At 67.4% G+C, this 25938-nt stretch carries 21 protein-coding genes, 1 riboswitch and 1 other annotated feature; of the genes, 7 read left to right on the forward strand and 14 right to left on the reverse strand.

Going from position 1 to position 25938, the window contains the following annotated elements; genetic code table 11:
• The first annotated feature begins 35 nt into the window (after positions 1-35).
• A complete protein-coding gene (locus G510_RS0104550) occupies positions 36-1397 on the forward strand; it encodes an MFS transporter (protein ID WP_029152663.1) in 1362 nt (453 codons plus the stop codon).
• A gap of 52 nt (positions 1398-1449) precedes the next feature.
• Complete coding sequence (locus G510_RS0104555; protein ID WP_029152664.1) at positions 1450-3333, forward strand: ABC transporter ATP-binding protein; 1884 nt, start codon at positions 1450-1452, stop codon at positions 3331-3333.
• 100 nt (positions 3334-3433) lie between these two features.
• On the opposite strand, the gene G510_RS15370 is transcribed toward G510_RS0104555, so the two are convergent.
• Positions 3434-5287, reverse strand: coding sequence for a phosphoenolpyruvate carboxykinase (GTP) (locus tag G510_RS15370; protein WP_036321931.1), 1854 nt, complete (start codon positions 5285-5287; stop codon positions 3434-3436).
• A gap of 134 nt (positions 5288-5421) precedes the next feature.
• Between G510_RS15370 and G510_RS0104565 the strand changes: the two genes are divergently transcribed.
• Positions 5422-6885 carry a helix-turn-helix domain-containing protein gene (locus tag G510_RS0104565; protein WP_051216341.1) on the forward strand — a complete coding sequence of 488 codons (1464 nt, stop codon included), beginning with the start codon at positions 5422-5424 and terminating at the stop codon, positions 6883-6885.
• Between the two features lie 49 nt (positions 6886-6934).
• Here the strand turns inward: G510_RS0104565 and G510_RS0104570 are convergent, their stop codons facing one another.
• The 3 genes from G510_RS0104570 to G510_RS0104580 form a co-directional block, all read right to left on the reverse strand.
• Positions 6935-7822 (reverse strand): bifunctional methylenetetrahydrofolate dehydrogenase/methenyltetrahydrofolate cyclohydrolase, encoded by an 888-nt coding sequence (locus tag G510_RS0104570; RefSeq protein ID WP_029152666.1) that lies wholly within the window; start codon positions 7820-7822, stop codon positions 6935-6937.
• Complete coding sequence (gene glyA / locus G510_RS0104575) at positions 7819-9114, reverse strand: serine hydroxymethyltransferase (protein WP_029152667.1); 1296 nt, start codon at positions 9112-9114, stop codon at positions 7819-7821. Before glyA ends, G510_RS0104570 begins: the two co-directional genes overlap by 4 nt.
• 37 nt (positions 9115-9151) lie before the next feature.
• A riboswitch (ZMP/ZTP riboswitch) is annotated at positions 9152-9239 on the reverse strand.
• Between the two features lie 106 nt (positions 9240-9345).
• Complete coding sequence (locus tag G510_RS0104580; protein WP_029152668.1) at positions 9346-11433, reverse strand: S1 family peptidase; 2088 nt, start codon at positions 11431-11433, stop codon at positions 9346-9348.
• 355 nt (positions 11434-11788) lie between these two features.
• On the opposite strand from G510_RS0104580, the gene G510_RS18990 reads away from it, so the two are divergent.
• Both G510_RS18990 and G510_RS0104605 read left to right on the forward strand, forming a co-directional pair.
• Entirely contained in the window at positions 11789-14011 is a 2223-nt protein-coding gene (locus tag G510_RS18990) for a sigma-70 family RNA polymerase sigma factor (protein WP_051216342.1), read from the forward strand.
• 21 nt (positions 14012-14032) lie between these two features.
• A protein-coding gene (locus tag G510_RS0104605) for an IS3 family transposase (RefSeq protein WP_425411286.1) occupies positions 14033-15297 on the forward strand; the annotation gives its coding sequence in 2 pieces (ribosomal slippage) (positions 14033-14324 and positions 14324-15297; 1266 coding nt in all).
• Positions 14317-14445, forward strand: a sequence feature (AL1L pseudoknot). Its footprint overlaps the gene before it by 129 nt.
• A 12-nt stretch (positions 15298-15309) precedes the next feature.
• Here G510_RS0104605 and G510_RS18190 read toward each other — a convergent pair.
• The 4 genes from G510_RS18190 to G510_RS0104625 all read right to left on the reverse strand — a co-directional run bounded on the left by G510_RS18190 (position 15310) and on the right by G510_RS0104625 (position 17899).
• Complete coding sequence (locus G510_RS18190) at positions 15310-15639, reverse strand: hypothetical protein (protein ID WP_157560404.1); 330 nt, start codon at positions 15637-15639, stop codon at positions 15310-15312.
• 380 nt (positions 15640-16019) lie between these two features.
• Positions 16020-16403, reverse strand: coding sequence for a 50S ribosomal protein L7/L12 (gene rplL / locus G510_RS0104615; RefSeq protein ID WP_029152672.1), 384 nt, complete (start codon positions 16401-16403; stop codon positions 16020-16022).
• 54 nt (positions 16404-16457) lie between these two features.
• Entirely contained in the window at positions 16458-16973 is a 516-nt protein-coding gene (gene rplJ / locus G510_RS0104620; protein WP_029152673.1) for a 50S ribosomal protein L10, read from the reverse strand.
• Positions 16974-17221: 248 nt separating this feature from the next.
• Positions 17222-17899: a YqaJ viral recombinase family protein gene (locus tag G510_RS0104625; protein WP_029152674.1), complete on the reverse strand. Its 678-nt coding sequence runs from the start codon at positions 17897-17899 to the stop codon at positions 17222-17224.
• 133 nt (positions 17900-18032) lie between these two features.
• Here G510_RS0104625 and G510_RS15380 point away from each other — a divergent pair, with 133 nt between their 5' ends.
• Entirely contained in the window at positions 18033-19787 is a 1755-nt protein-coding gene (locus tag G510_RS15380; RefSeq protein WP_036321935.1) for an MDR family MFS transporter, read from the forward strand.
• Complete coding sequence (locus tag G510_RS0104635; protein ID WP_029152675.1) at positions 19768-20229, forward strand: MarR family winged helix-turn-helix transcriptional regulator; 462 nt, start codon at positions 19768-19770, stop codon at positions 20227-20229. The genes G510_RS15380 and G510_RS0104635 overlap by 20 nt, the downstream gene beginning before the upstream one ends.
• A 553-nt stretch (positions 20230-20782) precedes the next feature.
• Here the strand turns inward: G510_RS0104635 and G510_RS0104640 are convergent.
• From G510_RS0104640 to G510_RS0104665, 6 genes are all read right to left on the reverse strand, one after another.
• Positions 20783-21406, reverse strand: a complete 624-nt coding sequence (locus tag G510_RS0104640) for a hypothetical protein (protein WP_157560405.1) — start codon at positions 21404-21406, stop codon at positions 20783-20785.
• Positions 21403-21999, reverse strand: a complete 597-nt coding sequence (locus tag G510_RS0104645; RefSeq protein WP_029152677.1) for a signal peptidase I — start codon at positions 21997-21999, stop codon at positions 21403-21405. The genes G510_RS0104640 and G510_RS0104645 overlap by 4 nt, the downstream gene beginning before the upstream one ends.
• A gap of 22 nt (positions 22000-22021) precedes the next feature.
• The gene (locus G510_RS0104650) at positions 22022-22573 is read right to left on the reverse strand and encodes a SipW-dependent-type signal peptide-containing protein (RefSeq protein ID WP_029152678.1); all 552 of its coding nucleotides are present in this window, start codon (positions 22571-22573) and stop codon (positions 22022-22024) included.
• Positions 22574-22750: 177 nt separating this feature from the next.
• Entirely contained in the window at positions 22751-24256 is a 1506-nt protein-coding gene (locus G510_RS0104655; protein WP_029152679.1) for a tripartite tricarboxylate transporter permease, read from the reverse strand.
• Between the two features lie 3 nt (positions 24257-24259).
• A complete protein-coding gene (locus tag G510_RS0104660) occupies positions 24260-24829 on the reverse strand; it encodes a tripartite tricarboxylate transporter TctB family protein (protein WP_029152680.1) in 570 nt (189 codons plus the stop codon).
• The gene (locus G510_RS0104665) at positions 24826-25833 is read right to left on the reverse strand and encodes a tripartite tricarboxylate transporter substrate binding protein (protein ID WP_029152681.1); all 1008 of its coding nucleotides are present in this window, start codon (positions 25831-25833) and stop codon (positions 24826-24828) included. Before G510_RS0104665 ends, G510_RS0104660 begins: the two co-directional genes overlap by 4 nt.
• Between the last annotated feature and the right edge of the window lie 105 nt (positions 25834-25938).

Below are 25938 nucleotides of genomic sequence, written 5' to 3' on the forward strand. Positions count from 1 at the left end.
GTGGTCTCGCACCACCGCGCGATACAAGGTCGTCCATGTCTTCTTCCTCTGCCACCACATCGAAGCCGCTGAACTCTCGCGGCCGCGTCATCACCGCCAGCCTCGTCGGCACGACGGTCGAGTTCTACGACTTCTATGCGTACGCGACCGCCGCGTCGCTCGTGTTCCCGCACCTGTTCTTCCCGTCGTTCAGTCAGACGGCCGGCCTGCTCTCGTCGTTCGCCGTGTTCGGCGCCGCGATGGTCGCCCGCCCCGTCGGCGCGATGGTGTTCGGGCACTTCGGCGACAAGTTCGGCCGCAAGTCGACGCTCGTCGCGTCGCTGCTCACGATGGGCATCGCGACGTTCCTCATCGGATTCCTGCCGACGTACGAGTCGATCGGACTCTGGGCCGCCCTGCTCCTGCTGATCCTTCGCCTCGCGCAGGGCTTCGCTCTCGGCGGCGAGTGGTCGGGCGCCGCGCTCGTCGCGACGGAGAACGCGCCGGCCGGCAAACGCGCTCTCTACGGAACCTTCCCGCAGCTGGGTGCGCCCATCGGCTTCATCATCGCGAACCTGCTGTTCCTCGTCATCAACTTCGCGCTTCCCGGCGAGGACGGCACGAGCAGCGACGCCTTCATGGCGTGGGGGTGGCGGATCCCGTTCTTCTTCTCCGCTTTCATGGTCGTCGTCGGCCTGTGGGTGCGCCTGAAGCTCGTCGAGTCCGACTCGTTCCAGAAGGCCGAGAAGAAGGGCGAGATCAAGAAGGCGCCGATCGGTTATGTGTTCCAGAAGTACTGGCGCCAGCTGATCCTCGGCACCTTCTTCATGCTCGCGACGTACGTGCTGTTCTACCTGATGACGAACTTCACGCTGTCGTACGGCACGACCGCGACCGACGCCGACGTGCCCGGCCTCGGGTTCGGCCACACCGACTTCGTGCTGATGCAGATCTTCGGCGTCGTCTTCTTCGGTGCGTTCACTCTCGTGTCGGGTCCGTTGGCCGACGCGATCGGCCGCCGCAAGCTGCTGATCTGGGTCACGGTCGCGATCATCGTGCTCGGCTTCGTCTATTCGGTGTTCCTGCTGCCGCAGGACAGCGCCGCGTTCACGGGTGCCCTCGTGCAGACGTTCCTGATCTTCGGGTTCACGCTCATGGGCATGACGTTCGGCCCCATGGGCGCGCTTCTGCCGGAGCTGTTCCCGACGTCGGTGCGCTACACGGGATCCGCGATCGCGTACAACGTGTCGTCGATCCTCGGTGCGTCTGTGGCTCCGCTCATCGCGGTCGAGCTGTGGCGCATCGGAGGCGGCAACCCGTGGCTCGTCGGCATCTACATGTCGGGCGCGGGCGTGCTGACCCTCATCGCGCTGCTGATGGGCAAGGAGACGAAGGACGTCGACTTCGACGCCGAATGACCGCGGTGGCCGCACAGCGCCCTCACCACCGCGCGGGCGAGAATAGCAGACGATGACCGAACAACGCCGCCTCTCCCCCTTCGCTCGTCCGCGCAAGGACGATGGCCCGCGCGCCACGTTCCGACAGCTGCTGCCCTACATCCTGGAGCATCGCGGGATGATGATCGCCGTGGCGCTGCTGTCGGTCGTGGCCGCGCTGTTCACGCTCGTACAGCCGCTCATGATCGGTCAGGTGATCGAGCGGGTCGAGGGGCAGGATCCGCTCGGCTGGCTCATCGCGATGCTCGTCGTGTTCGTCCTGCTGCAGTCGGGCACGAGCGCCTACCAGCACTACCTGCTGCAGAAGACGGGCACGGCGGTCGTCTTCTCGAGCCGCCGCCAGCTCATCCGGCGCATCCTCCACCTGCCGATCAGCGAGTTCGACGCGCGCCGGACGGGCGACCTCGTCAGCCGCGTGGGCACCGACACGACGCTGCTGTACGCGGTGCTGACGCAGGGGCTCGCCGACTCGGTCGGCAACGTGCTCATCTTCGTCGGCGCGCTGATCGCGATGCTCGTGATCGACCCGATCCTGCTCCTGACGATCGCGGCGGTTCTGATCGTCGCGGTGGTGGCGGTCGTGGCGCTGTCGGGGCGGATCCGCTCTGCCACGTCCCGGCAGCAGGAGCGCGTGGGCGCGCTGGCGAGCGGCGTCGAGCGCGTGATCGGATCCATCCGCACCGTCCGCGCCGCGGGCGCGACCGCGCGCGAGCAGAAGGCCGTGACAGCGACCGCGCACAGCGCGTACCTCGCCGGCCTCGACGTGGCGCGCGCCTCGGCCTTCGTCGTGCCCGTCGCGGGGCTCGCGATGAACGTATCGCTGCTCGTGGTGCTCGGCGTCGGCGGCCTGCGCGTGGCGACCGGTGCCGTGTCGGTCGCGTCGCTGGTGACCTTCGCGATGTTCCTCTTCCTCATGATCATGCCGCTCGGCTCGGCGTTCGGCGCGCTCTCGAGCGTCGGCCAGGCGCTCGGCGCACTCGGCCGCATCCAGGAGGTGCTGGACCTCCCCGAGGAAGATGCCCACGACGCCCCCGACACAACGCAGTCCGTACCCTCGGAAGAGCACGACGTGACAACCCCGGCAGCCATCTCGTTCGACGAGGTCCGCTTCCGGTACCCGCAGAACGTCGTCGAGGCCCGGCAGAAGGCGGCGGCCGAACTGCAGAGCACCGCGGCCGACGCCCACCTCGCGCAGGACGTCGACCTGGCCGCCGATGACGACGTGCTGCGCGGCGTGAGCTTCGACGTCGAGGCCGGATCCCGCATCGCCCTCGTCGGGCCGTCCGGCGCCGGAAAATCCACCGTCCTGTCTCTCGTCGAGCGGTTCTACGACGCGACGGGCGGCACCATTCGCCTGCACGGCAACGACATTCAGAGCCTCCCCCGCGAGGCGCTGCGCGCGCGGTTCGGCTACGTCGAGCAGGACGCCCCGACGCTGGCCGGATCCCTCGCCGACAACCTGCGGCTCGCGTCGGCCGAGGCGAGCGACGACGAGTGCGACCGCGCGCTGCGCTCCGTGAACCTGGGCCACATCATCGACCGGGATCCGCGCGGCATCGACACCCCGGTCGGCGAGGACGGCGTGATGCTGTCCGGCGGCGAGCGCCAGCGCCTCGCGATCGCACGGGCACTGCTGTCGGCGCCGCCGATCCTGCTGCTCGACGAGTCGACGTCGTCGCTCGACGGACTGAACGAGCAGCGCATGCGCGAGGCGATCGATGCGGTGGCCGAGGGCCGCACGCTCATCGTCGTCGCCCACCGCCTGTCGACGGTCATCGACAGCGACAAGATCATCGTGCTGGATCGCGGCCGCGTCATCGGCCAGGGCACGCACGCCGAGCTCGTCGAGTCGACGCCGCTGTATCGCGAGCTCGCGCAGCATCAGCTGCTCGTGTGAGTGAAGCGGCCCGCCCCCGGATCGGTTCGGGTGCGGGCCGCTGATGCGAGGGCCGGTGTGCGGTCCGGGATCCTCACGAGCGAAGGTCGGCTGAGTGCGGTCAGCCCCTCTTCGCGGTCTGGAGACGGTCGCGCTGGGCGGCGAGCTGATCCGTCAGCTCGGCCGGCACGCGGCCGTCGAATGTCTTGAAGAATTCTTCCGTCAGGTCGGTCTCGGCGAGCCAGCTGTCGGGGTCGATGGCGAACAGCTCCGCGAGATCGGCGTCCGTGGTGTCGATGCCGTCGAGATTGAGCTCGGCGGGAACGCGGCCGATCGGCGTCTCCACGGCGTCCGCGGACCCCTCGAGGCGGCGCACGATCCACTCGATGACGCGCGAGTTCTCGGCGAAACCGGGCCACAGGAAGCGGCCGTCGTCGCCCTTGCGGAACCAGTTGACCTGGTAGATCGCGGGCAGTGCGGGCGCGCTCTGGCCCATCTCGATCCAGTGCCCGAAGTAGTCGGCCATGTTGTAGCCGCAGAACGGCATCATCGCGAAGGGATCGCGGCGCAGCTCGCCGACCGTGCCCTCGGCCGCGGCGGTGCGCTCGGAGGAGATCGTCGCGCCCATGAACGCGCCGTGGTTCCAGTCGAACGACTCGACGACGAGCGGAACGTTCGTCGCGCGGCGTCCGCCGAAGAGGATCACGTCGAGCGGCACGGCCTCCTCCCAGTCGTCTGAGATGGACGGGGCCTGCGCGGCCGAGACCGTGAAGCGGGAGTTGGGGTGCGCGGCGGGCCGGTCGGAGTCGGGCGTCCAGTCGTTGCCCTGCCAGTCGATGAGGTGGTCGGGAACCGTGTCGGTGAGGCCCTCCCACCACACGTCGCCGTCGTCGGTGAGGGCGACGTTCGTGAAGATCACGTTCTCGCGCAGCGACTCGACGGCGGTGATGTTCGTCGACTCGCCCGTTCCCGGCGCGACGCCGAAGAACCCGGCCTCGGGGTTGATGGCGTACAGGCGACCGTCGTTTCCGGGGCGGATCCATGCAATGTCGTCGCCGATCGTTTCGACCGTCCAGCCGCGGATCGACGGGCGCAGCATCGCGAGGTTCGTCTTGCCGCAGGCCGACGGGAACGCCGCCGCCACGTGGTAGGCGCGGCCCTCGGGCGAGACGACGCGGATGAGCAGCATGTGCTCGGCCATCCAGCCCTGGTCGCGGCCGAGTACCGATGCGATGCGCAGCGCGAAGCACTTCTTTGCGAGGATCGCGTTGCCGCCGTAGCCGGACCCGAAGCTGAAGACCTCGAGCGTGTCCGGGAAGTGCACGATGTACTTCTCGTCGTTCGACGGCCACGCCACATCGGCCTCGCCGAGCTCGAGCGGGTGACCGACCGAGTGCACCGTGCGCACCCACGGGGTGCCATCGGCGATCAGCTCGGTGATCTCGTCGCCGACGCGCGTCATGACCTCGACCGAGGCGACCGCGTACGGGCTGTCGGTGAGCTGCACGCCGAGCTGCGAGATCGGGCCGCCGACCTTGCCCATGGAGAACGGCACGACGAACATCGTGCGCCCCCGCATGGATCCGTCGAAGACGCCGTCGAGCGTCGCGCGCATCTCAGCGGGATCCGCCCAGTTGTTCGTGGGGCCCGCGTCGGTCTTGTGCTCAGACGCGATGAACGTGCGCGATTCGAGGCGAGCGACATCGCCGGCGCCGCTGCGGGCGAGGTAGCTGTTCGGGCGCTTGTCCTCGTTGAGCTTGATGAGCGTGCCCTGCGCGACCATGGATCCGAGGAGCGCCTGGCGCTCGGAATCCGACCCGTCGACCCAGTGGATCCGATCCGGCTTCGTGAGCGCGGCGATCTCGTTCACCCAGTCGACCAGCTCGTCGAATGCGGCAGTGCCGTACTCGGGCTGGGTGCCGTACTCCGCGAGGTGCGTGGGGTGTGCGAGGGTTGTCGGTTCAGCGATAGTCATCGTGCGCTCCTTTGAGAGATGGTCGGGACGGATCGAGGGAACTTCCTCTCACACATCAAGAATCCAACACACAACGGGATCCTTAGCACCATTTAGAGGGTTAAGAAATCTGATTCTTTAGATATGATGAAGGAATGACCTCCGCGAACACGTCCGCCGTCACGGATCCGAAGATCGAGCTGAAAACGCTGGGCCACCGGATTCGCCATCACCGCATTGAGCAGGGGTTCACGCTCGACGAACTCGGGGCGACCGTCGGCGTCGCAGGCAGCCAGCTGAGCCTGATCGAGAACGGCAAGCGCGAGCCGAAGCTGACGCTCTTGCAGGCCATCGCCGCCAGCACCGGCACGACCGTGAACGACCTCATCTCCTCGGAGCCGCCGAACCGGCGTGCGGCCCTCGAGATCGAGCTCGAGCGCGCGCAGCAGAGCTATTCGTTCATGCAGCTCGGCATCCCGCCGCTGAAGGTGACCAAGGGCCTCAGCGATGAGGCCCTCGAGACGGTGCTCGGCATGCACCACGAGCTGCAGCGCCGCGACCGCGAGGCGAACGCGACGCCCGAAGAGGCGCGCCGCGCCAACACTGAGCTGCGGATCCGCATGCGCGATCGCAACAATTACCTGCCCGATATCGAGAAGCTCGCGGAGGACCAGCTGCGCGCCTCGGGGCACACGCGCGGCGCACTGACGCACCGCACCGTGAGCCTCATGGCCGAGCGGCTGGGTTTCGAGCTCATCTACGCCGACGATCTCCCGAACTCCACGCGGTCGATCACGGATCTCGCGAACGGACGCATCTACCTGCCGCCGGCATCGATCCCGGGCGGGCACGGACTGCGCTCAATGGCGCTGCAGGCGATGGCGCACCGACTGCTCGGGCACACCCCGCCGACGTCGTATGCCGACTTTCTGCAGCAGCGACTCGAGATCAACTACTACGCGGCGTGCTGCCTGATTCCCGAGACCGCGGGCGTCGAGTTCCTGCAGCAGGCGAAGAAGGACCGCAACCTCGCGGTCGAGGACTTCCGCGATGCATTCGGCGTGACGCACGAGGCCGCGGGCATGCGGATGACGAACCTCCTGACCGAGCACCTCGGCATGCGCATGCACTTCATGCGCGTCGGAGCGGAGGGCCAGATCGAGCGCGTGTACGTCAACGACGGCCTGCCCGTGCCCGAGGACGTCACGGGTGCCGTCGAGGGGCAGATCCTGTGCCGACGCTTCTCGGCCCGCCGGGCGTTCGACCGGAAGAACCGCACGACCGAGTATTACCAGTACACCGACACGCCCGTCGGCACCTACTGGAGCGCGACGCAGACCGGATCCGCCGACCGCGGCGACTTCTCGATCACGGTCGGAGTGCCGTTCGACGACGCCCGATACTGGCGCGGTCGGGAGACCTCCGAGCGTGAGAACTCGACGTGCCCCGACGAGAACTGCTGCCGCCGCCCCGATCCCGAGGTGACGAGTCGCTGGGTGAACGACGCCTGGCCGAGTGCGCGCGTGCACACGCACATCTTCAGCCCGCTCCCCCGCGGCCGCTTTCCTGGCGTCGCGGAGAGCGACGTGTACGGCTTCCTCGAGCGCCACAACGGCTGACTGCCGTTCCCGGGTGCCCCGCAGTCGTTATGGGGCGTGAGAACGACCGTCAGGCGCTCGCGAGCGAGCGCTCCGCAGCCTCGACGACGTTCGTCATGAGCAGGGCGACCGTCATCGGGCCGACGCCGCCGGGGTTCGGAGAGACGTAGCCCGCAACCTCGACGGCCGCGGGATCCACGTCTCCGTAGACCTTGTTCTTGCCCGTCTCGGGGTCGGTCTCGCGCGTGACCCCGACGTCCAGGATCGCAGCGCCCGGCTTGACGTCTTCCGCCTTGATGAGGTGCTTCACGCCCGCCGATGCAACGATCACGTCGGCCTGGCGAAGGTACTGCCCCATGTCGACCGTGCCCGTGTGCACCTGCGTCACGGTCGCGTTGATCTCGCGGCGCGTCAGGAGCAGCCCGATCGATCGGCCGATCGTCACGCCGCGGCCGACGACGACGACGTGCTTGCCGTTCAGGTCGTAGCCGTTGCGCACGAGCAGCTCGATCACGCCGCGCGGCGTGCACGGCAGCGGCGTGTGGATCGGCGAGTTGACGTTGAGCACGAGTCGGCCGAGGTTGGTCGGGTGCAGGCCGTCAGCGTCCTTCGCCGGATCGATGCGCTCGAGCACCGCATCCGTGTCGATGTGCTTCGGCAACGGCAACTGCACGATGTACCCGTGACAGGTCGGATCCGCATTGAGCTCATCGATCAGCTGCTCGACCTCGACCTGAGTCGCGTCGGCGGGCAGCTCGCGCTGGATCGAGTTCATGCCCACCGCCTCGGACTGCCGATGCTTCATGCCGACGTACAGCTGCGACGCCGGATCCGCCCCCACGAGCACCGTGGCGATGCCCGGCGTCACGCCCTGCTCCTTGAGCGTGGCGACGCGCTCGGTCAGCTCGGCCTTGATGGTGGCCGAAGCGGCCTTTCCATCGAGGATCTGCGCGGTCATGCGGTGTAGCCCTGGCCTGCGCCCTCGAGCCCGGGGTACAGCGGGAACTTCTCGGCCAGCGCCGCGACGCGTGCGTTGAGCGCGGCGATGTCAGGGTTCGGCAGCAGCACGCTCGCGATGATGTCGGCGACCTCGGTGAACTCCTCGTCACCGAAGCCGCGCGTCGCGAGCGCGGGCGTGCCGATGCGAAGACCAGACGTGACCATCGGCGGGCGCGGGTCATTCGGCACCGAGTTGCGGTTCACCGTGATGCGGATCTCGTGCAGGAGGTCCTCGGCCTCCTTGCCGTTGATCGCGGCGTCGCGCAGGTCGACGAGCACGAGGTGCACGTCAGTGCCGCCCGAGCGCAGCGTGATGCCAGCGCCCGCGACATCGGCCTGGGTGAGGCGCTCGGCGAGGAGCTGGGCTCCGCGGACCGTGCGACGCTGGCGGTCGGCGAAGGCGTCGGTCGCGGCGAGCTTGAACGCGGTCGCCTTCGCGGCGATCACGTGCATGAGCGGACCGCCCTGTTGGCCAGGGAACACCGCGGAATTGATCTTCTTCGCGATGTCGGCGTCGTTCGAGAGGATGAACCCCGAACGCGGACCGCCGATCGTCTTGTGCACCGTCGACGAGACGACGTGCGCGTGCGGCACAGGGTTCGGGTGCACACCAGCGGCCACGAGGCCCGCGAAATGCGCCATGTCGACCCACAGGTACGCGCCGACCTCATCGGCGATCTTGCGGAACTCCGCGAAGTCGAGCTGGCGGGGGTACGCGGACCAGCCCGCGATGATGACCTTGGGCTTGTGCTCGTGCGCCAGTCGGCGCACCTCGTCCATGTCGACGAGCGAGGTCTCGGCGTCGACGCCGTACGCCACGATGTCGTAGAGGCGGCCCGAGAAGTTGATCTTCATGCCGTGGGTGAGGTGACCGCCGTGGTCGAGCGACAGGCCGAGCACGGTGTCGCCCTGGCGCGCCAGCGCGTGCAGCACGGCGGCGTTCGCCGATGCGCCCGAGTGCGGCTGAACGTTCGCGAACGCGGATCCGAACAGCGCCTTGGCGCGCTCGATCGCGAGGTTCTCCGCGACGTCGACCTCCTCGCAGCCGCCGTAGTAGCGGCGCCCGGGGTAGCCCTCGGCGTACTTGTTCGTCAGAACGGATCCCTGCGACTGCAGAACCGACACGGGAACGAAGTTCTCCGATGCGATCATCTCGAGGAAACCGCGCTGGCGGTCGAGCTCCCGCTGCAGAACCTCCGCGATCTCGGGGTCGACCTCGGCGAGGGGGGCGTTGAACAGCGAATCGGTCATGCGTGCTCCAGAACGGACGTGGCGGTTGTCGGATGATCGCTTCGGCCCAGGCGCGCGACCGAATACCGTTCAGTGTGTCGCTTCCCGGTGGTGACCCACCTCGTGCGCCAGTCGCGACGCCACCGATCATACCGTGCGCGCCTTGGCGAGAGCACCGGGCGGAGAAACGCCGCTGGGGCGGGGCGAGCTTCTCAGCTCACCCCGCCCCAGCGGGTTCGACTCTTAGGAGAGTCAGGCGCTCTTCACGCGACGGATCACGAGAAGCGTGATGCCGGCGAGGAGGATGACCGCGGCGCCACCGGCGAACGGTGCGACGACCGACGCGGTGTCAGCACCGGTCGGTGCGAGGCCACCGGGGCCAGGCGTCTCGGACGGAGCAGCCGTCGGAGCCTCAGTCGGCTCCTCACCGCCGCCGCCGCCAGCCGCTGCGACGACCTCGAAGCTGGCCGAGACCGAGCTGCTCGAGACGCCGTCGATCGACTGCGTGGCCTTCACCGTGTACGCACCCGGAACGAGCGCGTCGGACAGCTCAGCCATCCAGGATCCGCCATCGACCGTGGCCGAACCGCGTGCAACGACGCCATCCGCACCCTCGACGACGACCTTGACGTCGGCGCCGGCGATCGGCGACTCGCCGACGACTGCGGTGAGCTGACCCTCATCGAGGGTTGCGCCGTCCTGCGGCGTCACGAGCGTCGGAGCGCCCGGAACGACCTGGAACGAGACCCAGCGCGCCTCGGACGTGACGCCCGAGACCGACTGCGTCGCCCCGACCGTGTATGCACCGAAGCCGAGCTCGGTCGCGATCGACCAGTTGCCGTTCTCGTTCACCTTCGCGGTGCCCTCGGCGTCGCCCTGGAGCTCGACCGTGGCGCCCGGCATGCCGGTACCCGTGATCTCGGTCACGGCGCTCGTCGAGGAGGACTCGTTGCTCGGGCTGGTGATCGCGGGAGCGTCGACCTGGATCTGCGAGGTCTTGACCGTCTCGTTGACCTTGTCGGAGATGTTGAAGCCCTGCGTGGCCTGCAGCGTGATGTCGAACGAGCCGACCTCATCCGGAGCCGGGAACGAGAAGTTTCCGTTCTCGTCAGCCGGAACCGTTGCCTCGATGTCGCCCGAGATCGCCACGTCGGCGTTCGCGGGCGCGGTGCCCTCGAAGACGCCGCCGCGCTCGGCCGTAGCCGAGGTGATGGCCGGCTCGGCGATGTCGAGCATGACCTGGTAGTCGCCGGCGTTCTCGCGAATCACGTCAAGAGCGTGGGGGAGATCGGCGAACCATGCGGTCTCGTCGCCGGGCTGACCCGGGCCGGGGCTACCGCTGACCGTGCCCACGGCCGCGCCCGAATCGGTGATCACGGAACCACCCGAGTCGCCACCCTGCGAGAAGTCAAGGCTCGTGTCATCCGCGATGACCTGGAAGCCGTACACCGGGTACGCGTTGCCCTCATCGTCGCCGATGAGCTGCACGCCGCGCTCCTGGACGGTGCCCGCGTACGCGCCGCTGGTGCGGCCCGAGCGGAACAGGTGCTCACCGATCTGCGCCTCGGCGACGCTCGTTACCGGAACCGAATCGGCGGCGAGGTCGTCGTTCGCGGCCGCCTCGGCGCCCCACTTCGTCACGGTCGGAAGCAGCGTGAGGTCGGGGTTGATGTTATCGATGACCGCGATGTCGGTCGCAATATCAACGTTCGACGGCGGGTTCGCCGGGTCGATCGGCTGGGTGCCGGGCATGCCGAACTGGCTGAACCCGAATGTGCCGAGGCTCGCCATCAGGCTCGGCTGCGTGCCGCCCGACGCATCGTCACCCGAGGGTGCCGTCGTGAGCACGTTGGTGAAGTCGCCCACGCAGTGACCGGCGGTGAGCACGGCCGGCTTGCCCTCGGGCGACCAGGCGTTGAAGCCCACCGAGCAGACGCCCTGAGCGCTGTTCTCGTCGTAGCCCATCGCGATGCCCGCGCCGCCGACGACCTCGTTGGACGAGGTGGCCTGCATGATGGTGCCCTCGACAACCTTGACGCCAGCGAACTGCGCGGCAAGAGCGTTGGCCTGCGAGGTGACATCGGCACTCTTGGCGTTGGCCTGCATGCCGCCCGACCCGTCAGCGCTGTCGTCGACCTTGATGAAGATGTCGGTGCCGTTGGTGGTCACGCCGACAACGCCAGGAATGGCGAAGGCCTGCGGGGCCAGCTGGTCGACCGTGACGGTCGGGGCCGGCGCGTCATCCGCGGCGGCCGGTGCGACCATCAGGCCGCTCGCGGCCAGCGCCGCAGCGGCGCCGAACGCGCTCAGCGTGGCGCTCTTTTTGAATCGTGAATGCAAGGATCTCCCCCATGCAATCGTGGCGACGTTGTCGCGAGTTCGTAGTGGACTGCCTGTCGTGCCGAAGATTCAGTACATCTCCAGCGCAGACATAGCCTTGCCAGGGTACGTGCATAGGTCACGATTCAGCAACCTCCGGTGTTGTATTCACTCGACGCGAGCGACGTGTGCCGCGTGTTCCTCCAGATTCACTGGAGCGCGGAGCCAGTGTTGATGCCTGCCTTCGCCTCTGCGGGGACGCAATCCGAGAATTGGCTGATCAAGCTAAAGATCCTCTGCGACTTATCCACAAAGGTTGGCGCGATCACCGCGTGAGGTGCAGAATCGTGTGTGGCCTGAAAGCCGAAGGAGTGCCATGCCCCACCCACACGAAAGCGGCGTCGGCGACGTCGCAGACGTGTCGGACGTCGATCTCGTCCTGCGTTCTCGCTCGGGCGATACAGCAGCATTTCGCGCACTATGGGCACGCCACTACGGCGCCGGCATCGTTGCCGCGACAAGCATCACGACCGACATCGACGCCGATGATCTCGTGCAAGAGGCATACGCCAAAATCTTCCAGACCATCCGTCGGGGCGGCGGTCCGACGAGCTCCTTTCGCGCGTATCTGTTCACGACGATCCGTAGCACCGCGGCGGCCTGGGGACGCTCACGTGACAACCAAGCGCGAGACGAACTCGACGACGACGCGGACAGCGTGAATGAAGCCGCTGAGGCCTCTCTTGATCGCGGCATCACCCACACGGCCTTCCGCAGCCTTCCGACGCGATGGCAGGAAGCGCTCTGGTACAGCGAGATCGAACAGTTGACGACCCGCGAGATCGCCCCGCTGCTCGGGATGAAGGCGACCGCCGTCGCTCAGCTCGTCTCGCGCGCCCGCGAGGGCGTGCGCGGGGCGTGGCTCCAGGCGCAGCTCGCGACGGCTGAGGCCGGATCCGAGCACCGGTGGGCGATCGAGCACCTCAGCGCGCGTCGCCGCGGCCACATCGGATCCCGCGACCGCAAGAAGCTCGCGGCGCACATCGACGACTGCGCGCGGTGCAGCGTCGTCGCCGCCGAAGCGGACAGCATCGGCGGCCGCCTCGCGATGATCCTGTTGCCGCTCGCGATCGGCATCCCGGCCGCGAGCGCGTATCTCTTGGCGCTCGATCGCCGAGAGGTCGGGCAGATTGCGCTCATTCCGATGCCCGCGGCAGTCGTCGAAGGCGGTGCGGTGCTCGGCGGCGCCGTGCTCGCCGGGGGCTCCGCAGCGCACACGGGCCGCAGATCCGCTGCCTGGACCGTCGGCGGCCTCGTCACGGCGGGCGTCGCGGCGGCCGTCGTCGCTGCCCTCGTGATCGCCGGCGCCACAGCCACCCACTTGTCGACGCCGACGGCCAGCAGCGAATTCGGGTCAGGCGCACCTGGCTCCGCATCCATCGAAGCATCGGACGACCTCGCCGCGACCGAGGCCCCCGAGGCTCCGGTGACCGACACGAGATCAGACGACCAGGATCCAGAGAGCGCGGCGCTCGATATTGTCGGCGCGAGCGTCGTCAACGCGCGCGCACGAACGATCGCGATCAGTCTCCAGGGTGAGCCGGGCCGCTCGATCGGCGTGCACGCACCGGGGACGACGACGCCTGTCGGCGCGGGCGGCATCGGCATGCACCGTTCGACGGCGAGCGTGCGATCCATTGCGGGCCCCGAGCTGGGCGCCACGACCATCGACCCCAGTGGCGCCGCGACGATCACGATCGCGCTGACGCCGGATCAGGTGCGCGCCGACGTGGCCATCTCCGTGCAGTATCCAGGATCGGCCACTCCCCCCGCCAGCTCCGCGTTGTCGGGTCTGGGCGTGCTCGACGCCCTCCTCGCGGCGCTGGAGGCGGCTGAACCGACGACTCCCCCGGCCCCGTCGACTGCCCCGACGCCGTCGACCACCCCCGAGCCGGAGCCTGCTCCCGAGCCGACCCCTGAACCTGAGCCGACGGCCGCACCGCTTCCGCAGCCCGCGCCGGTGCCCCTCGAGACGCCGACGCCACTCACGACGCCGGAGCCGGAGCCCACGGCCACGCCTGAGCCGACACCCACACCGACGCCTGAGCCCACGGCAACACCTACACCGGCGCCGACCGTCGCGCCCGCCCCAGCGCCCGAGCCGGAGCCAACGGTGACGCCCACTCCGGAGCCGACGGCGACACCGTCAGAGACGCCGCGCCCCGTCGAAACTCCTGCGCCGCTCAAAACTCCGAGCCCGACGGCGAGCACGGCCCCAGCGCAGCCGCAGAAGCCAGCCCCGGAGAAGCCGAGTCCGGCGCCGCCTGCAGCACCTGAGTCAGTCGAGGCCACGCTCGCGGACGATGAAGTCCACGTGACGTGGACCGAGGTCGACGATGCCGAGTCCTACAAGGTGTACATCGGCACCGATGAAACGTTCGATGAGGCCGAAGAAGCCGGCGAACGCGACGTTGAAGAGTTCACGGCTGACATTCCCACCGAGCCTGGCAAGTACTTCTATTTCGTGACGGCTGTCACAGACGACGTGGAGAGCGCACCTGGGATCTGTGAATCGCCCCGGGTCTCGTGGAGGGTCTGATTCCCCGAGAGGATGATGACTATGCCAGCACCGAGGAAGTATCCGCCGGAGCTTCGTGAGCGTGCGATGCGGCTTGTTGCCGAGGCCAGGAAGGAAGATCCGGAGTTGTCGTTGAACGCGGCGGTGATCCGGATCGGGCAGCGTGTGGGCGTGAACGCCGATACGTTGCGTGGCTGGTGCAAGCAGGCCGCGATCGACGCTGGTGAACGCCCCGGGACCACGACGAACGAGACGCAGCGCATCAAAGCGCTCGAGGCCGAGGTGCGCGAGTTGAAGCGTGCCAACGAGATTTTGTTGGCGGCGTCCTCGTTCTTCGCGCGGGAGCTCGACCCGCGACTGCCGTGGTAGTTCAGTTCATCGACGATCATCGTGACCGGTTCGGGGTCGAGCCGATCTGCCGGGTGCTCACCGAGCATGCCGTGCCGATCGCCCCGTCCGGTTACTACGCGTTCAAGAAGCGTCCCCCGTCTGCCAGAGCGATCGCGGATGCGGAGCTGGTGGTCCAGATCGAGCGGGTGTTCTGGGACCGCAAGCTGGGCCGCGGGATCAGCGGCGCCCGGAAGGTCTGGCGGCTGCTCAAACGTGAGGGCATCGTCGTGGCCCGATGCACGGTCGAGCGACTCATGCGGCAGCAGGGGCTGCGTGGGATCCGCCGCGGAAAGCAGTTCATCACCACGAAAGGTGACGGTGCTGCTTTCCGTCCACCGGATCACGTGCAACGCTGCTTCCACGCGGACAGGCCGAACGAGCTCTGGGTGGTCGACTTCACCTATGTTCCGACGTGGTCGGGGATGGCGTTCACCGCGTTCGTGACCGACGTGTTCTCGCGACGAATCGTCGGGTGGCGGACCATGGACCGGATGCCCACCGACCTGCCGTTGGACGCGCTGGAGATGGCGCTCTGGGTTCGGGACCGGGCCGGCGAAGACGTCACCGGCGTCATTCAGCATTCGGACGCCGGAGCTCAATACACCGCTTTGCGCTACTCCGAACGGCTCGCGGACGTCGGGGCGATCGCCTCGATCGGGACCGTCGGCGACAGTTACGATAACGCCCTCGCCGAGACCGTCGTGGGTCTCTACAAGACCGAGTGCGTGAAGATCGACGGCCCGTTCCGGACCGCCGATGAGCTCGAACTCGCCACGCTCTCCTGGGTGCACTGGTTCAACGAGAACCGGCTGCACTCATCGATCGACTATCTCACACCCATCGAGAAGGAGAACGAGTACTACCGTGAGATCAACTCCCAGCGTCAGCCGGCGCTGGGAGAACTCGCCCTCCACTAAACCCGGGGCGATTCACTGTGACGAACCGGTCATCATCACAGAGCCGGTCGTGAGCCCGACCCCCACACCCACGTCCATTCCCTCACCCACGTCCACTCCGGACCCGACCCCGACGGCCACACCGGAGCCCGAACCGAGCGCGACGCCGACGCCGACACCAGAGCCCGCTCCGAGCCCGACACCGGATCCGAGCACGCCACAGGAACCTGCCCCGAGCCCGGGCACGCAGACGCCGGAACCAAGTACGCCCCAGACCCAGCGCCTGAAGAGCTTGAAGAGCCAGAGGCGACTGACGAACCGGCGACGCCCGGCGGCACGCCCGAGGATCCGCCAGCCGGGCAACAGCCCACCCCGATGGCTACGCGCGGCCCCGATACGATCCCCTCGCCGACACCGATGCCGGGCGCCAAGCTCAACTAGCCGCTGTGGTCCATCCCCGGGCGGTGAGCACTCCTCAACATGCCTGCAACCGCTCCGAGTTGCGGTCTTTAGAGCAGTTGGAGGCAGGTTCAGGAACCGACCCCCTCAACCTTCCCCCAACTGCTCCAAGTTGCGGCATATAGAGCAGTTACAGGCAGGTTCAGGAACCGGCCCACTCAACCTTCCCCCAACTGCTCCAATATCCAACTTTTAGAGCAGTTGCAGGCATCTTCAGGCCCCCGGAATGCACGAAGCCCCGCGGATCCGAACGGATCCGCGGGGCTTCGAAAGCAAGCAGCTGGTTACTTGACGGTAACCGAGGCGCCGGCCTCTTCGAGCTTCGCCTTGGCAGCCTCGGCAGCGTCCTTGGCAACGCCCTCGAGGACAGCCTTCGGGGCGCCGTCAACGAGGCCCTTCGCGTCGCCGAGACCGAGCGAGGTGAGCTCGCGGACAGCCTTGATGACCTGGATCTTCTTGTCGCCGGCACCCTCGAGGATGACGTCGAACTCGGTCTGCTCCTCGGCCTCTTCCGCGGCAGCGGCGGGCGCGCCAGCGGCAACAGCGGCAACGGGGGCAGCAGCGGTGACGTCGAACTTCTCCTCGAACGCCTTCACGAACTCGCTGAGCTCGATGAGCGTGAGCTCCTCGAACGCGCTGAGCAGCTCTTCAGTGCTGAGCTTCGCCATGATATTTCTCCTGTGTTTGTGAGGTAGGTAGGTGGTTTATGCGAACGCCGGCTATCAGCCCGCGTTCTCCTGCTTCTCGCGCAGCGCCTCGACGGTGCGAACCGTCTTGGCCGGCAGCGCCTGGAAGACGGCAGCAGCCTTCGACATCGAAGCCTTCATCATGCCCGCGACCTTCGACAGCAGAACCTCACGGCTCTCCAGGTCTGCAAGCTTGTTGACTTCCTCAGCCGAGAGCGGGGCACCATCGAAGTACCCGCCCTTGATCACGAGAAGAGGGTGTGCCTTGGCAAAGGTGCGCAGACCCTTCGCGACGGCGACAGGGTCACCGTGAACGAAAGCAAGTGCCGACGGACCCTGAAGGTTCTCGTCGAGCCCCTCGACCCCTGCCTTACCGGCAGCGATCTTGGTCAGCGTGTTCTTCACCACGGCGTATTCCGCATCCTGACGAATGCTGTCGCGGAGCTCCTTGAGCTCCTCGACCGTCAGGCCGCGGTATTCGGTGAGCAGAACGGCGGTCGAACTCTCGAACTTATTCGCGAGCTCGGCGACCGATGCTTCCTTCAGCGCCATGGCCACTCCTTGATACGTACGAGGTTCTTCACGGTGGTGAGGAACCGGCCGCGCCCACCTGCACACATGAAAAAAGCTCCGGCGCGAGGCGCACGGAGCTCAGAAACTCTCAGTACACCTGCGCGGGCCCCTGCTCAAGCAGTGCTTCGATCGGAAACCAGGGTTTCCAACGACCGGCGGTCTTCGGCTCCGACTAGCTTACGACACGCGCGGCGCTCGCGCCAACTCGCGTCACTGGGGATCCGCCGTCAGTCGATCAGCGCAAGCGCGCGATACGCATCCTGCGTCGCCGCGCGCAGCATCGCCTGCTCGCGCGGGCTCATGCCGTCCTGGTTGATGGATCCACCCGTGGTCATGCGGTACAGCTCGTCGATCAGAGACGTGGCCATGCCGACGAGGTTCGCGATCTCCTTGTCGTCGCGGTCGATCCACACGCACTTCGGCTCGTCGTGAATCGGGCTGAAGTCGCGGTGCTCCTCCCACGCGAACAGCGTGCGCTCGGCGCCGAGCACGTGTTGCTGCCACCAGACCTGGCGCAGGTACTGACGCGGAATCGTGCGCCACGGCTTGTTCGTCGTTTTGATCTCGCTCAGGATCACGTGTCCACTCGCGTCCTCGACCACCCCGTCGGGCGTCGCGAGATGGCGCCTCTCGATCTCCGCACGGAACAGCGCGCTCGAGGGCAGGATCCCGTGCTCCGCCTCCACCCACGCAGCGATCTCCGGCTCGCGTCGGCGCCCGTGATCGGTATAGGCATTGCCCGAGAATCCGCTCGGGCGCAGTTTCTGCTTCGCCGCCCGAAGGATCGACGCGGGCGTCGACAGATGCGCCACGTCGGTCGCCGTAATGCCCTGCGACCGCGCCCGGAGCCACTCCACGCGATCGCGCGAATCGGCCACGACGCGTGACTGGAGCTCCGGAGACATCATCAGATCCGACGATAGTCGACCCCCTCATGGATCCCAGCAAAGACACAGCACGATTGGTTGTCGGAGGTCAACCACAACGATATAGTTGACTGTACGCAACTTTCTCTGATCCTTCCTCGAAAGGAATAGCTTGACCTCGCCCAGCGAAAAGAAGGCCACCCGCCAGAAGCTCGAAGCGCTCTCCGGCCTCCTCTTGGCCATGTTCTGCTCGATGCTGTCGATGACGGTCGTCGGCTCGTCGATGCCGATCATCGTCGACGATCTCGGCGGCACGCAGACGCAGTACACCTGGGTCATCACGATGACCTTGCTCACGACCGCGATCTCCACCCCGATCTGGGGCAAGCTCGCTGATCTCGTGAACCGCAAGGTTCTGATGCTCACGGCGCTCGTGCTCTTCGTGCTGGCGTCGGCCGGAGCCGGGCTGTCGCAGTCGGCCGAGATGCTGATCTTCTTCCGCGCCCTGCAGGGCATCGGCGGCGGCGGGCTCCAAGCGCTCAGCCAGGTGCTGATGGCGGACATCCTGAGCCCGCGTGAGCGCGGCAAGTACATGGGCCTGTTCGCGGGCGTCATGTCGATCGGAACCGTCGGTGGCCCTCTGCTCGGCGGCTTCCTCACCGACACCATCAGTTGGCACTGGAACTTCTACGTCGGCGTTCCGCTCGGCATCGCGGCGTTCATCGTGCTCACCAAGACGCTCAAGATCCACCAGGCCAAGCCCGAGAAGGTACGGATCGACTACTTCGGCATCGTGCTGCTGTCGGTGGCCGCAGGCTTCCTGCTCGTGTGGATCTCGAACGTGCAGACGTACGGCTGGGCCAGCTGGGAGACGCTGTACATGGTCGGCATCGCGGTCGTCGCGACCGTCGGTTTCATCATCGTCGAGATGAAGGTCGCCGAGCCGCTCATTCCGATGACCCTGTTCCGCAACAAGACGTTCACGCTCGCTGTGCTCGCGTCGATCTCGATCGGCGTGTCGATGTTCGGAACGGCCGTTTACCTCGCGCAGTACATGCAGGTGTCCCGCGGATTCGGTCCCACCGAGGCCGGCCTCATGACGATCCCGATGGCGCTCGGAATGATGGGCGCGTCCGTCGTCATCGGACAGCTCGTCTCGCGCACCGGCAAGTGGAAGCGCTACGTCGTCACCGGCGGCGTGCTCATGGTCATCGGCACCTCGCTGCTGTCGACCCTGCAGTACGACACGTCGCTCGTGTTGGCAGGCGTGTTCATGTTCGTGCTCGGAGCCGGCACGGGCATGACGATGCAGAACCTCGTGCTCGTGGTGCAGAACTCGACCAACCCTCGCGAGATCGGCGTCGCGTCGAGCGGTGTGAACTTCTTCCGCTCGGTCGGCGGTACGGTCGGCGTCGCCGTGATGGGATCCGTGCTGGCCGCGAGCATGACGAACCTGTTCGACGATCGCAAGGGTGATATCGAGGCCGCGATCGCTCAGATCGCAACCACCGACCCCGCCGCCGCACAGGACATCGGCCAAACGCTCACGAGCGGCGGGCTGCCGCCGACGCGCGGCATGCCCGAGGCGATCGCCACGATCATCGAACAGGTGTCGGCGACGTCGATCTCGCACGCGTTCCTTGTAGGCGTGCCGCTCGCGCTGCTCAGCCTGATCGCCATCTGTTTCCTGCCGAACACGTCGCTCAACCGCAAGAACACCCAGGAACAGCTGAAGGCCGCGCAGGAGAAGGAAGCGTCGTCCGCCGTCGTCAGCGCCGCACCGGCGGAGCCTTCCGACGAGGCGTGGGACGAGGCCGAGCGCGAGCACCCGGGGTACAGCGAGGCCTGGGATGTGGCGCTCGCCTCAACCGGCGCGGTCAGACTGCCGGTACGCTCGGAGACTGAAGATGACGACGACGCACGCTGACTCCCCCGACGATCGCCTCGAGGCGATCCGATCTGTCGAGGGCGAATTCGTCAACATGGTGGGCCGCTTCCGGCGGCTCATCGTGCGGCGGGCCGATCGGCTCTCGCCCGGGCTGTTGCCGGGCACCTACAAAGTGTTCGTGACGATCTCGCAGTCGGGCCCCATTACAGCGACCGCGGTGGCGGAGCAGATGGTGCTCGACAAGGGTCATCTCAGTCGCGCCGTCTCCTCGCTCGAGGGCCTCGGTCTCGTCATGCGCACCCCGGATCCCGCCGACCGCCGCGCGCAGCTGCTCGAGGTGACGCCGGAGGGACGGGCGAAGTTCGATGAGATCCGCGACGACCCGAGCGAGCGCACGCTGCGCGACAAGCTCGCCGACTGGGATCTCGACGACATCGAGCGGCTCGCGGCGCTGCTGCATGCGTTGAACGACGAGAGCTGAGGGCGTCAGCCGTTCGCTGTACTGCTTAAGCTGCACGTTCCATTTCCGACCAAGGGTGGAATCGTGACGTCAGCGACGAGCCACGGAGAGACCCAATCTCCCGGACCAGTCAGACGAAGTGCAAATCTGGAGGAGCCACCGAGGAGGTTGCTCAGCAACCCGCCAGACACGACAGTCGTGTACCCACTCGGAGTACCAGTCGTGCTGTGAGAACCCAGCAGACCGCTGAGGATCGGATCAAGTACACCATCGATCTCCTGGCCGAATTCAATATTGTCGGCAGTGTATCCAGCCGTCCCTTCAGGGAGCCGCCAACGTATCGTGATCCGACCGCCGACGAGTAGTCTGTTCCGCGCGTCGCATTGGGGCGCAGCACCCCAAGGAATCGGCGTAGGCATAGTCGCCGCCGCGAACTGCGTCGCCCCCACCTCCGCGTCGGTCCAGCCCGCTTCGGTGTTCTCCGCGGACGGCGCGAGAGCAACGCCCGCGAGCATCGCGAAACCCGCGAGGCCGGCGAGCGTGCGCCGCAGGATTCGTGTTCGGCGCGCGCGGGTCATGATGCGCCCCCGTTCTGCCGCGCGGAGCGCACCAGGATCAGCGATGCGGTGCCGACCAGCAGCATGGCCCCGCCGCCGAGGAGCCAGGGTGAGGCCGACCAGCCGCCCGTCGGGGAGAGACCCGGGCCGGTTCCGACGCGCTCCCCCGCACCGATCGCGTAGACGCGCATTTGGGTGGTGTCCCCCGCGGATCCGCCGAGGACGCCGACCTGCAGGCGCAGGTTCGCGACGTCGGCCGCGTCGAACTCCTCGAGGGTGACCAGTTCTCCGTCGCGCGAGATCTCCCACGCCGCACGCAGGTCTTCCGCGCCGCCGGGGCAGGTCTCGCCCTGCCATTCCTCGAAGCACAGCGCCGCATCGACGACGAGCGGCGTCTCGCCGGCCGCGCTCATCGCGATGGTCAGCGTGCCGGGCTCGGGGGCGTCGGCGCTGATCTCGAGGTCCCATCTCATGCTCTCGCCGGGCGCCATCGCCGCTGCGCGATCCCAATCGGCGACGGAGACGAGGCGCACGTACTCGCCCTGGACGACTTCGGTCTCCGAGGCCGCAGACGCGGGCGCGGCGCACAGGACAACGCCGAGCACGCCGACCACAACGCCACCGCCGATCCGTCGCCTCATGATGCGTCTTCCTGCTTCGTCTCCCGCGGCCAGAACGCCCAGACAACCAGCACCGTCGCGGCGATGGTGATGCCGCCGAGCACCAACGGGTTGCTCATCGCCACGATCACCTGAGCCAAACCCGGCACCGAGAACAGCACGGTGCGCACCGTCTTCACGTCGTAGGGCGCCGGATCCTCGACGTCATTCGCATCGCCGCGCATCGTGATCACGCGCTCGTCCGCCGACGCGCCCGCCGCGACCGACGTGACCCGGTGCGTGATGGGAAGCTCCCCCGCGCGATCCACGGTGACGACATCCCCCACGGACACCGCAGCCGCATCGACCTGCTGCACCACCGCGACCGAACCGGCGGGAATCGTCGGTTCCATCGATCCCGTGCGGAACATGATCAGCGTGATGTTCGCCGTGTACGCGAGGATCACGAGCACGATGCAGATCAGTCCCGCTGCGGCTGCGAGCCACAGCAGCACCTCACCGACGACACCTCCGACGCGCGCGCGACGTCGCCCCGGCGCGGCGAGGGCCGCCGCCGGAACGTCGTCGGATGCCGCGCGATCGCGGAGTTCGCGTCGCGTCGTCGGTAGCGTCACCGGATCCGATCGGCCGTTCGCGCTACTCGACCGACTCCGCGTTCCACTGCCAGAGCACGCTTCCGGTCGCGCCCTGCACGAGCGAGTCGGTCGCCGTGACCTGCAGGCAGAGGTTGACGACGGGGGCGTCAGAGGTGATCGTCGTCGGCATAGCCGTGCCGCCGGCAAAGGCGGCCGCATCGCAACCGAACGAACCGGTGGCGACCGATGCGATCGTCAGCTGGCCGTCGGCAACGAGCGTGCCCGCGGCGTCCACCGGTGCGATCGATTCGAGCGTCGCGTCGGAGCTGGACCCCTCGATGCTCAGCGCGTACGCCTCGTACACGACGTCGCCGGGCGCGAGATTGTCGGCCCCCGTCTCGAAGGTGAGCTCTGCCGCGTCACCGGCTGCCGCGTGGTCCGTCCAGGTCGTACCGTCGACGGATCCCTGGAACACGAACGTGCCCGCACCGAAGTCGCCCCCGGCGAACTCGGAATCGTTCCAGTTGGCGAGCGTCACCGCCGCGCCGACACCGAGGACGAGCCCTCCCGCCAGTACCGCTAGGACCTTACGCCGATCAGCTGTTTTCGCCATGAGACGTCATCTCTTTCACTCGAGGGGGTGCGCGATGGACGAAGCGGTAGAGGACACCGCCATACCGGCACCTCACTACATCATCAGCTACTTCCCAGTTTTCTGCAACGACTTCCCGGGCAGTAACGGACAGGAAGGCCGACGCCCGCTCGGGTGCCGGCCTTCCTGGGGCGCGCGTCAGCTCGCGACGCGACGCTTCTCGAGGATCCTGTTCACGATCGACAGCCCGAGCACGACAACAAGTACGCCGTAGAGACCGATCGCGATCGGGCTCTGAACGAGCACCGCGAAGTCTCCGTTCGCGCTCATGGCCGCATCTCGCAGACTCGTCTCGGCCAGCGGGCCCAGCACCATGCCGATGATGAGGGGCGCGAGCGGGAAGTCGAGGGCTCGCATCAGGAATCCGACGATGCCGACGACCAGCAGCACCGCGAGATCGAACACCGACCCCGACGACGCGTAGATGCCCATTGCACAGAACACCGTGATTCCGGCGTACAGATATGGTCTCGGGATCAGCAGGAGCTTCGCCCACAGCATCGCGAACGGCAGGTTCAGGATCAGCAGCACCACCATGGCGATGAAGAAGCTCGCCAGCAACGACCACACCAGGTCGGGCGCCCGGTCGAACAGCAGCGGCCCGGGCTGCAGCCCATACTGCTGGAACGCCGCGAGCATGATCGCCGCGGTCGCCGAAATGGGCAGTCCGAGAGAGAGCAGCGCCCCCATGGCCATGCCCGTGGTCGAGTTGCCGGCAGCCTCCGGCGCGGCGAGGCCTCGGATCGCGCCCTTGCCGAACTGCGGGTCCTTGCGGCGCTTGTCGAGGCGCTTCTCCAGGCCGTACGCGAGGAACGTGGGGATCTCGGATCCGCCGGCCGGCACGACGCCGAAGGGCAGTCCGATCGCTGTGCCCCGGGCCCACGCGGGCGCCGCCTCGCGGAACTCGCGCTTCGACAGCCACGGCCGGCCCTTCGGACGCACGATCGCACCACCTTTCACGTGCCGCTCGAGGCAGGCGACGTAGATCACCTCACCGAGCGCAAGGATCGCGACCGTCACGGTCACCAGTGAGATCCCGTCGAACAGGAACGGGGATCCGGCCGTGAAGCGCTGCGCGCCCGAGACGCTGTCAATGCCGACGACGGCGATGCCGAGCCCGACGAACAACGAGGCGAGGCCCTTGACCGTGTCATCCGTCACGACCGTCGACGTCGCCGCGAACGCGAACACTGCGAGCGCGAAGAATTCTGCCGGCCCGAACTGCGTCGAGAAGTCCGCGAGCACGGGCGCGAGGAACACAACACCGACCGAGGCGACCATGCCGCCGATGAAGGCCCCGATCGCGGCGGTCGCGAGAGCCTTCGCGGCTCTGCCGTCGAGCGCCATCTTGTGCCCCTCGAACGTCGAGGCGATGGCGGACGCCTGGCCCGGCGTGTTCATCAGGATGCCCATGGTGGAGTCGCCGAACAGGCCGCCGAAGTAGACACCGGAGAACATGATGAACGCGGCCGTCGGATCGAGTGCGAAGGTCACGGGCAACAGCAGCGCGACCGCCATCGATGATCCGAGCCCCGGCATGACGCCCACCGCCGTGCCCAGCACACAGCCGATGAGCACCCACATCAGGTTCTGAAGGCTGAGTGCGCCGGCGAACCCCTCGCCGAGCAGTTGCAGAGTTTCCACGGTTCAGAACCCCCATCCGAGAATGCCCGAGGGCAGCGACATGCCGAGCAGCATGTCGAAAGCGATGTATGCCAACGAACTGGTCGTGAGCCCCACGACGAGGCTCATGAGATGCCGGCGCTCGCCGAAACCGCGTGCGATCGCCCAGAACAGCAGTCCCGCGGCGATGATCCAGCCGAGCAGCGGCAGCAGGACGATGAATGCGGCAAATCCCGCCACCACCCAGGCGAGCGAGCGCCAGTCGACGCCCGACCGCCGTGCCGTAGCGTCCTCCTCCTGACTCTTGTCGGTCTGTGCTTCACCGGATCCGCCCCGCTCGGCACGCAGCGCGCGCACGATGAGCAGCGCGGCGAACAGAGCGAGGCCCACCGCGATGATGGCGGGGAAGAACCCCGGCCCGGGAAAGGTCGTGCCGGGAGGGATATCCATCGTCACGATGCCGTACGTCAGATAGCCCGCGAACAGCAGGAGCAACGCCGGCATCACCAGGTCGCGCACGAGCGCGCGCCGCGCGAGGTCTACCCGCCGACCCATCGTCGCCGACAGCGCGGTGGCATTGTCCCGGAAGCTCATAGGCCCATCTCCTCGTACAGCCGCTCGATGCGCTCACGCTCGGAGGCGAGGAACTCGTCGAGTTCGTCGCCTGTGCGCACATTCACGGTCCAGTGATAGCGGTCGACGGCGTCGCGCCATTCGTCGGTCTCGGTCGAGGCGGCGATCAGCTCTTCGAGCTCGGCGATCTCAGCGTCCTCGAGCCCTTTCGGCGCCGACAGGCTGCGCCAGTTCGACAGGGTGACGTCGTAGCCCTGCTCTCGCGCGGTCGGGATGTCGATTCCCTCGACCGGCTCCTCCGCGACGAGCGCGAGCGCGCGGAGTCGACCCGACTCGATCTGGTCGATGTTGTCGGGATATCCGCCAGTCGCCGCGGCCGCGGTTCCATTCAGCAGCGCTTGGATCGCCTCACCACCGCCGTCCGACGAGATGTACGTCGTGTCGACGGGATCGATCCCAGCTGACAGGGCGAGGTCCGTGACGACGAGCTGATCGAAGGATCCGCCGCCCGTCCACGGCAGCCCCGCGGGGTCCGCTCGCCACGCCTCGACGAGATCGTCGAGCGTCTCGTACGGTGAGTCGGCCGGAACGACGATGACGTCATACTCTTCGAAGAGCACAGCGAGGTTCGTAACGTCGTCGAGCGTCTTGTCGGATCCGTACTGCACGGTGGCTGCGAGCAGGCCCGTTCCGCCGACGAGCAGGTTGTTCGCCCGCCCCTCGAGGGCCGTGACGTTGCTGAGCGCGATCGTGCCCCCGGCGCCGGGCATGTTCACGACCTGCACGTTGTTGACGAGTCCGTTCGCCTTCTGCGCCTGTTGCAGCTCGCGCGCGACGGTGTCCCACCCGCCGCCGGCCGCCGCCGGCGCGATGAGCGTCAGCGACGCACTGATGTTCTGGCCCGCTGCAGCCGACGCGATCGACCCGTACGACGCGATTCCGATCGCGACGATCGCGACCGACCCGCCGATCATGCGCCAGATCGACCGCCTTGCGCCTCTCCGGGCGCGCGCGTTCTTCGGCATAGCTTCACTCCTTCGTGCTGACGGCACTGTCGTAGATAACATGCATCAAGCGGCGCGCGCGTTCGAGCGCATGCGGGTTTGTGCTCATTGATGCACACGGATCAG

This window comes from Microbacterium gubbeenense DSM 15944, assembly GCF_000422745.1.
Lineage (GTDB): Bacteria > Actinomycetota > Actinomycetes > Actinomycetales > Microbacteriaceae > Microbacterium > Microbacterium gubbeenense.

What these genes read in the sequence shown, in the direction of transcription:
- G510_RS0104550 (WP_029152663.1), top strand. Translation starts at nt 36, where the DNA reads ATGTCTTCTTCCTCTGCCACCACATCGAAGCCGCTGAACTCTCGCGGC.
- G510_RS0104555 (WP_029152664.1), top strand. Translation starts at nt 1,450, where the DNA reads ATGACCGAACAACGCCGCCTCTCCCCCTTCGCTCGTCCGCGCAAGGAC.
- G510_RS15370 (WP_036321931.1), bottom strand. Translation starts at nt 5,287, where the DNA reads ATGACTATCGCTGAACCGACAACCCTCGCACACCCCACGCACCTCGCG.
- G510_RS0104565 (WP_051216341.1), top strand. Translation starts at nt 5,422, where the DNA reads ATGACCTCCGCGAACACGTCCGCCGTCACGGATCCGAAGATCGAGCTG.
- G510_RS0104570 (WP_029152666.1), bottom strand. Translation starts at nt 7,822, where the DNA reads ATGACCGCGCAGATCCTCGATGGAAAGGCCGCTTCGGCCACCATCAAG.
- glyA (WP_029152667.1), bottom strand. Translation starts at nt 9,114, where the DNA reads ATGACCGATTCGCTGTTCAACGCCCCCCTCGCCGAGGTCGACCCCGAG.
- G510_RS18990 (WP_051216342.1), top strand. Translation starts at nt 11,789, where the DNA reads ATGCCCCACCCACACGAAAGCGGCGTCGGCGACGTCGCAGACGTGTCG.
- rplL (WP_029152672.1), bottom strand. Translation starts at nt 16,403, where the DNA reads ATGGCGAAGCTCAGCACTGAAGAGCTGCTCAGCGCGTTCGAGGAGCTC.
- rplJ (WP_029152673.1), bottom strand. Translation starts at nt 16,973, where the DNA reads ATGGCGCTGAAGGAAGCATCGGTCGCCGAGCTCGCGAATAAGTTCGAG.
- G510_RS0104625 (WP_029152674.1), bottom strand. Translation starts at nt 17,899, where the DNA reads ATGTCTCCGGAGCTCCAGTCACGCGTCGTGGCCGATTCGCGCGATCGC.
- G510_RS0104635 (WP_029152675.1), top strand. Translation starts at nt 19,768, where the DNA reads ATGACGACGACGCACGCTGACTCCCCCGACGATCGCCTCGAGGCGATC.
- G510_RS0104640 (WP_157560405.1), bottom strand. Translation starts at nt 21,406, where the DNA reads ATGAGGCGACGGATCGGCGGTGGCGTTGTGGTCGGCGTGCTCGGCGTT.
- G510_RS0104650 (WP_029152678.1), bottom strand. Translation starts at nt 22,573, where the DNA reads ATGGCGAAAACAGCTGATCGGCGTAAGGTCCTAGCGGTACTGGCGGGA.
- G510_RS0104660 (WP_029152680.1), bottom strand. Translation starts at nt 24,829, where the DNA reads ATGAGCTTCCGGGACAATGCCACCGCGCTGTCGGCGACGATGGGTCGG.
- G510_RS0104665 (WP_029152681.1), bottom strand. Translation starts at nt 25,833, where the DNA reads ATGCCGAAGAACGCGCGCGCCCGGAGAGGCGCAAGGCGGTCGATCTGG.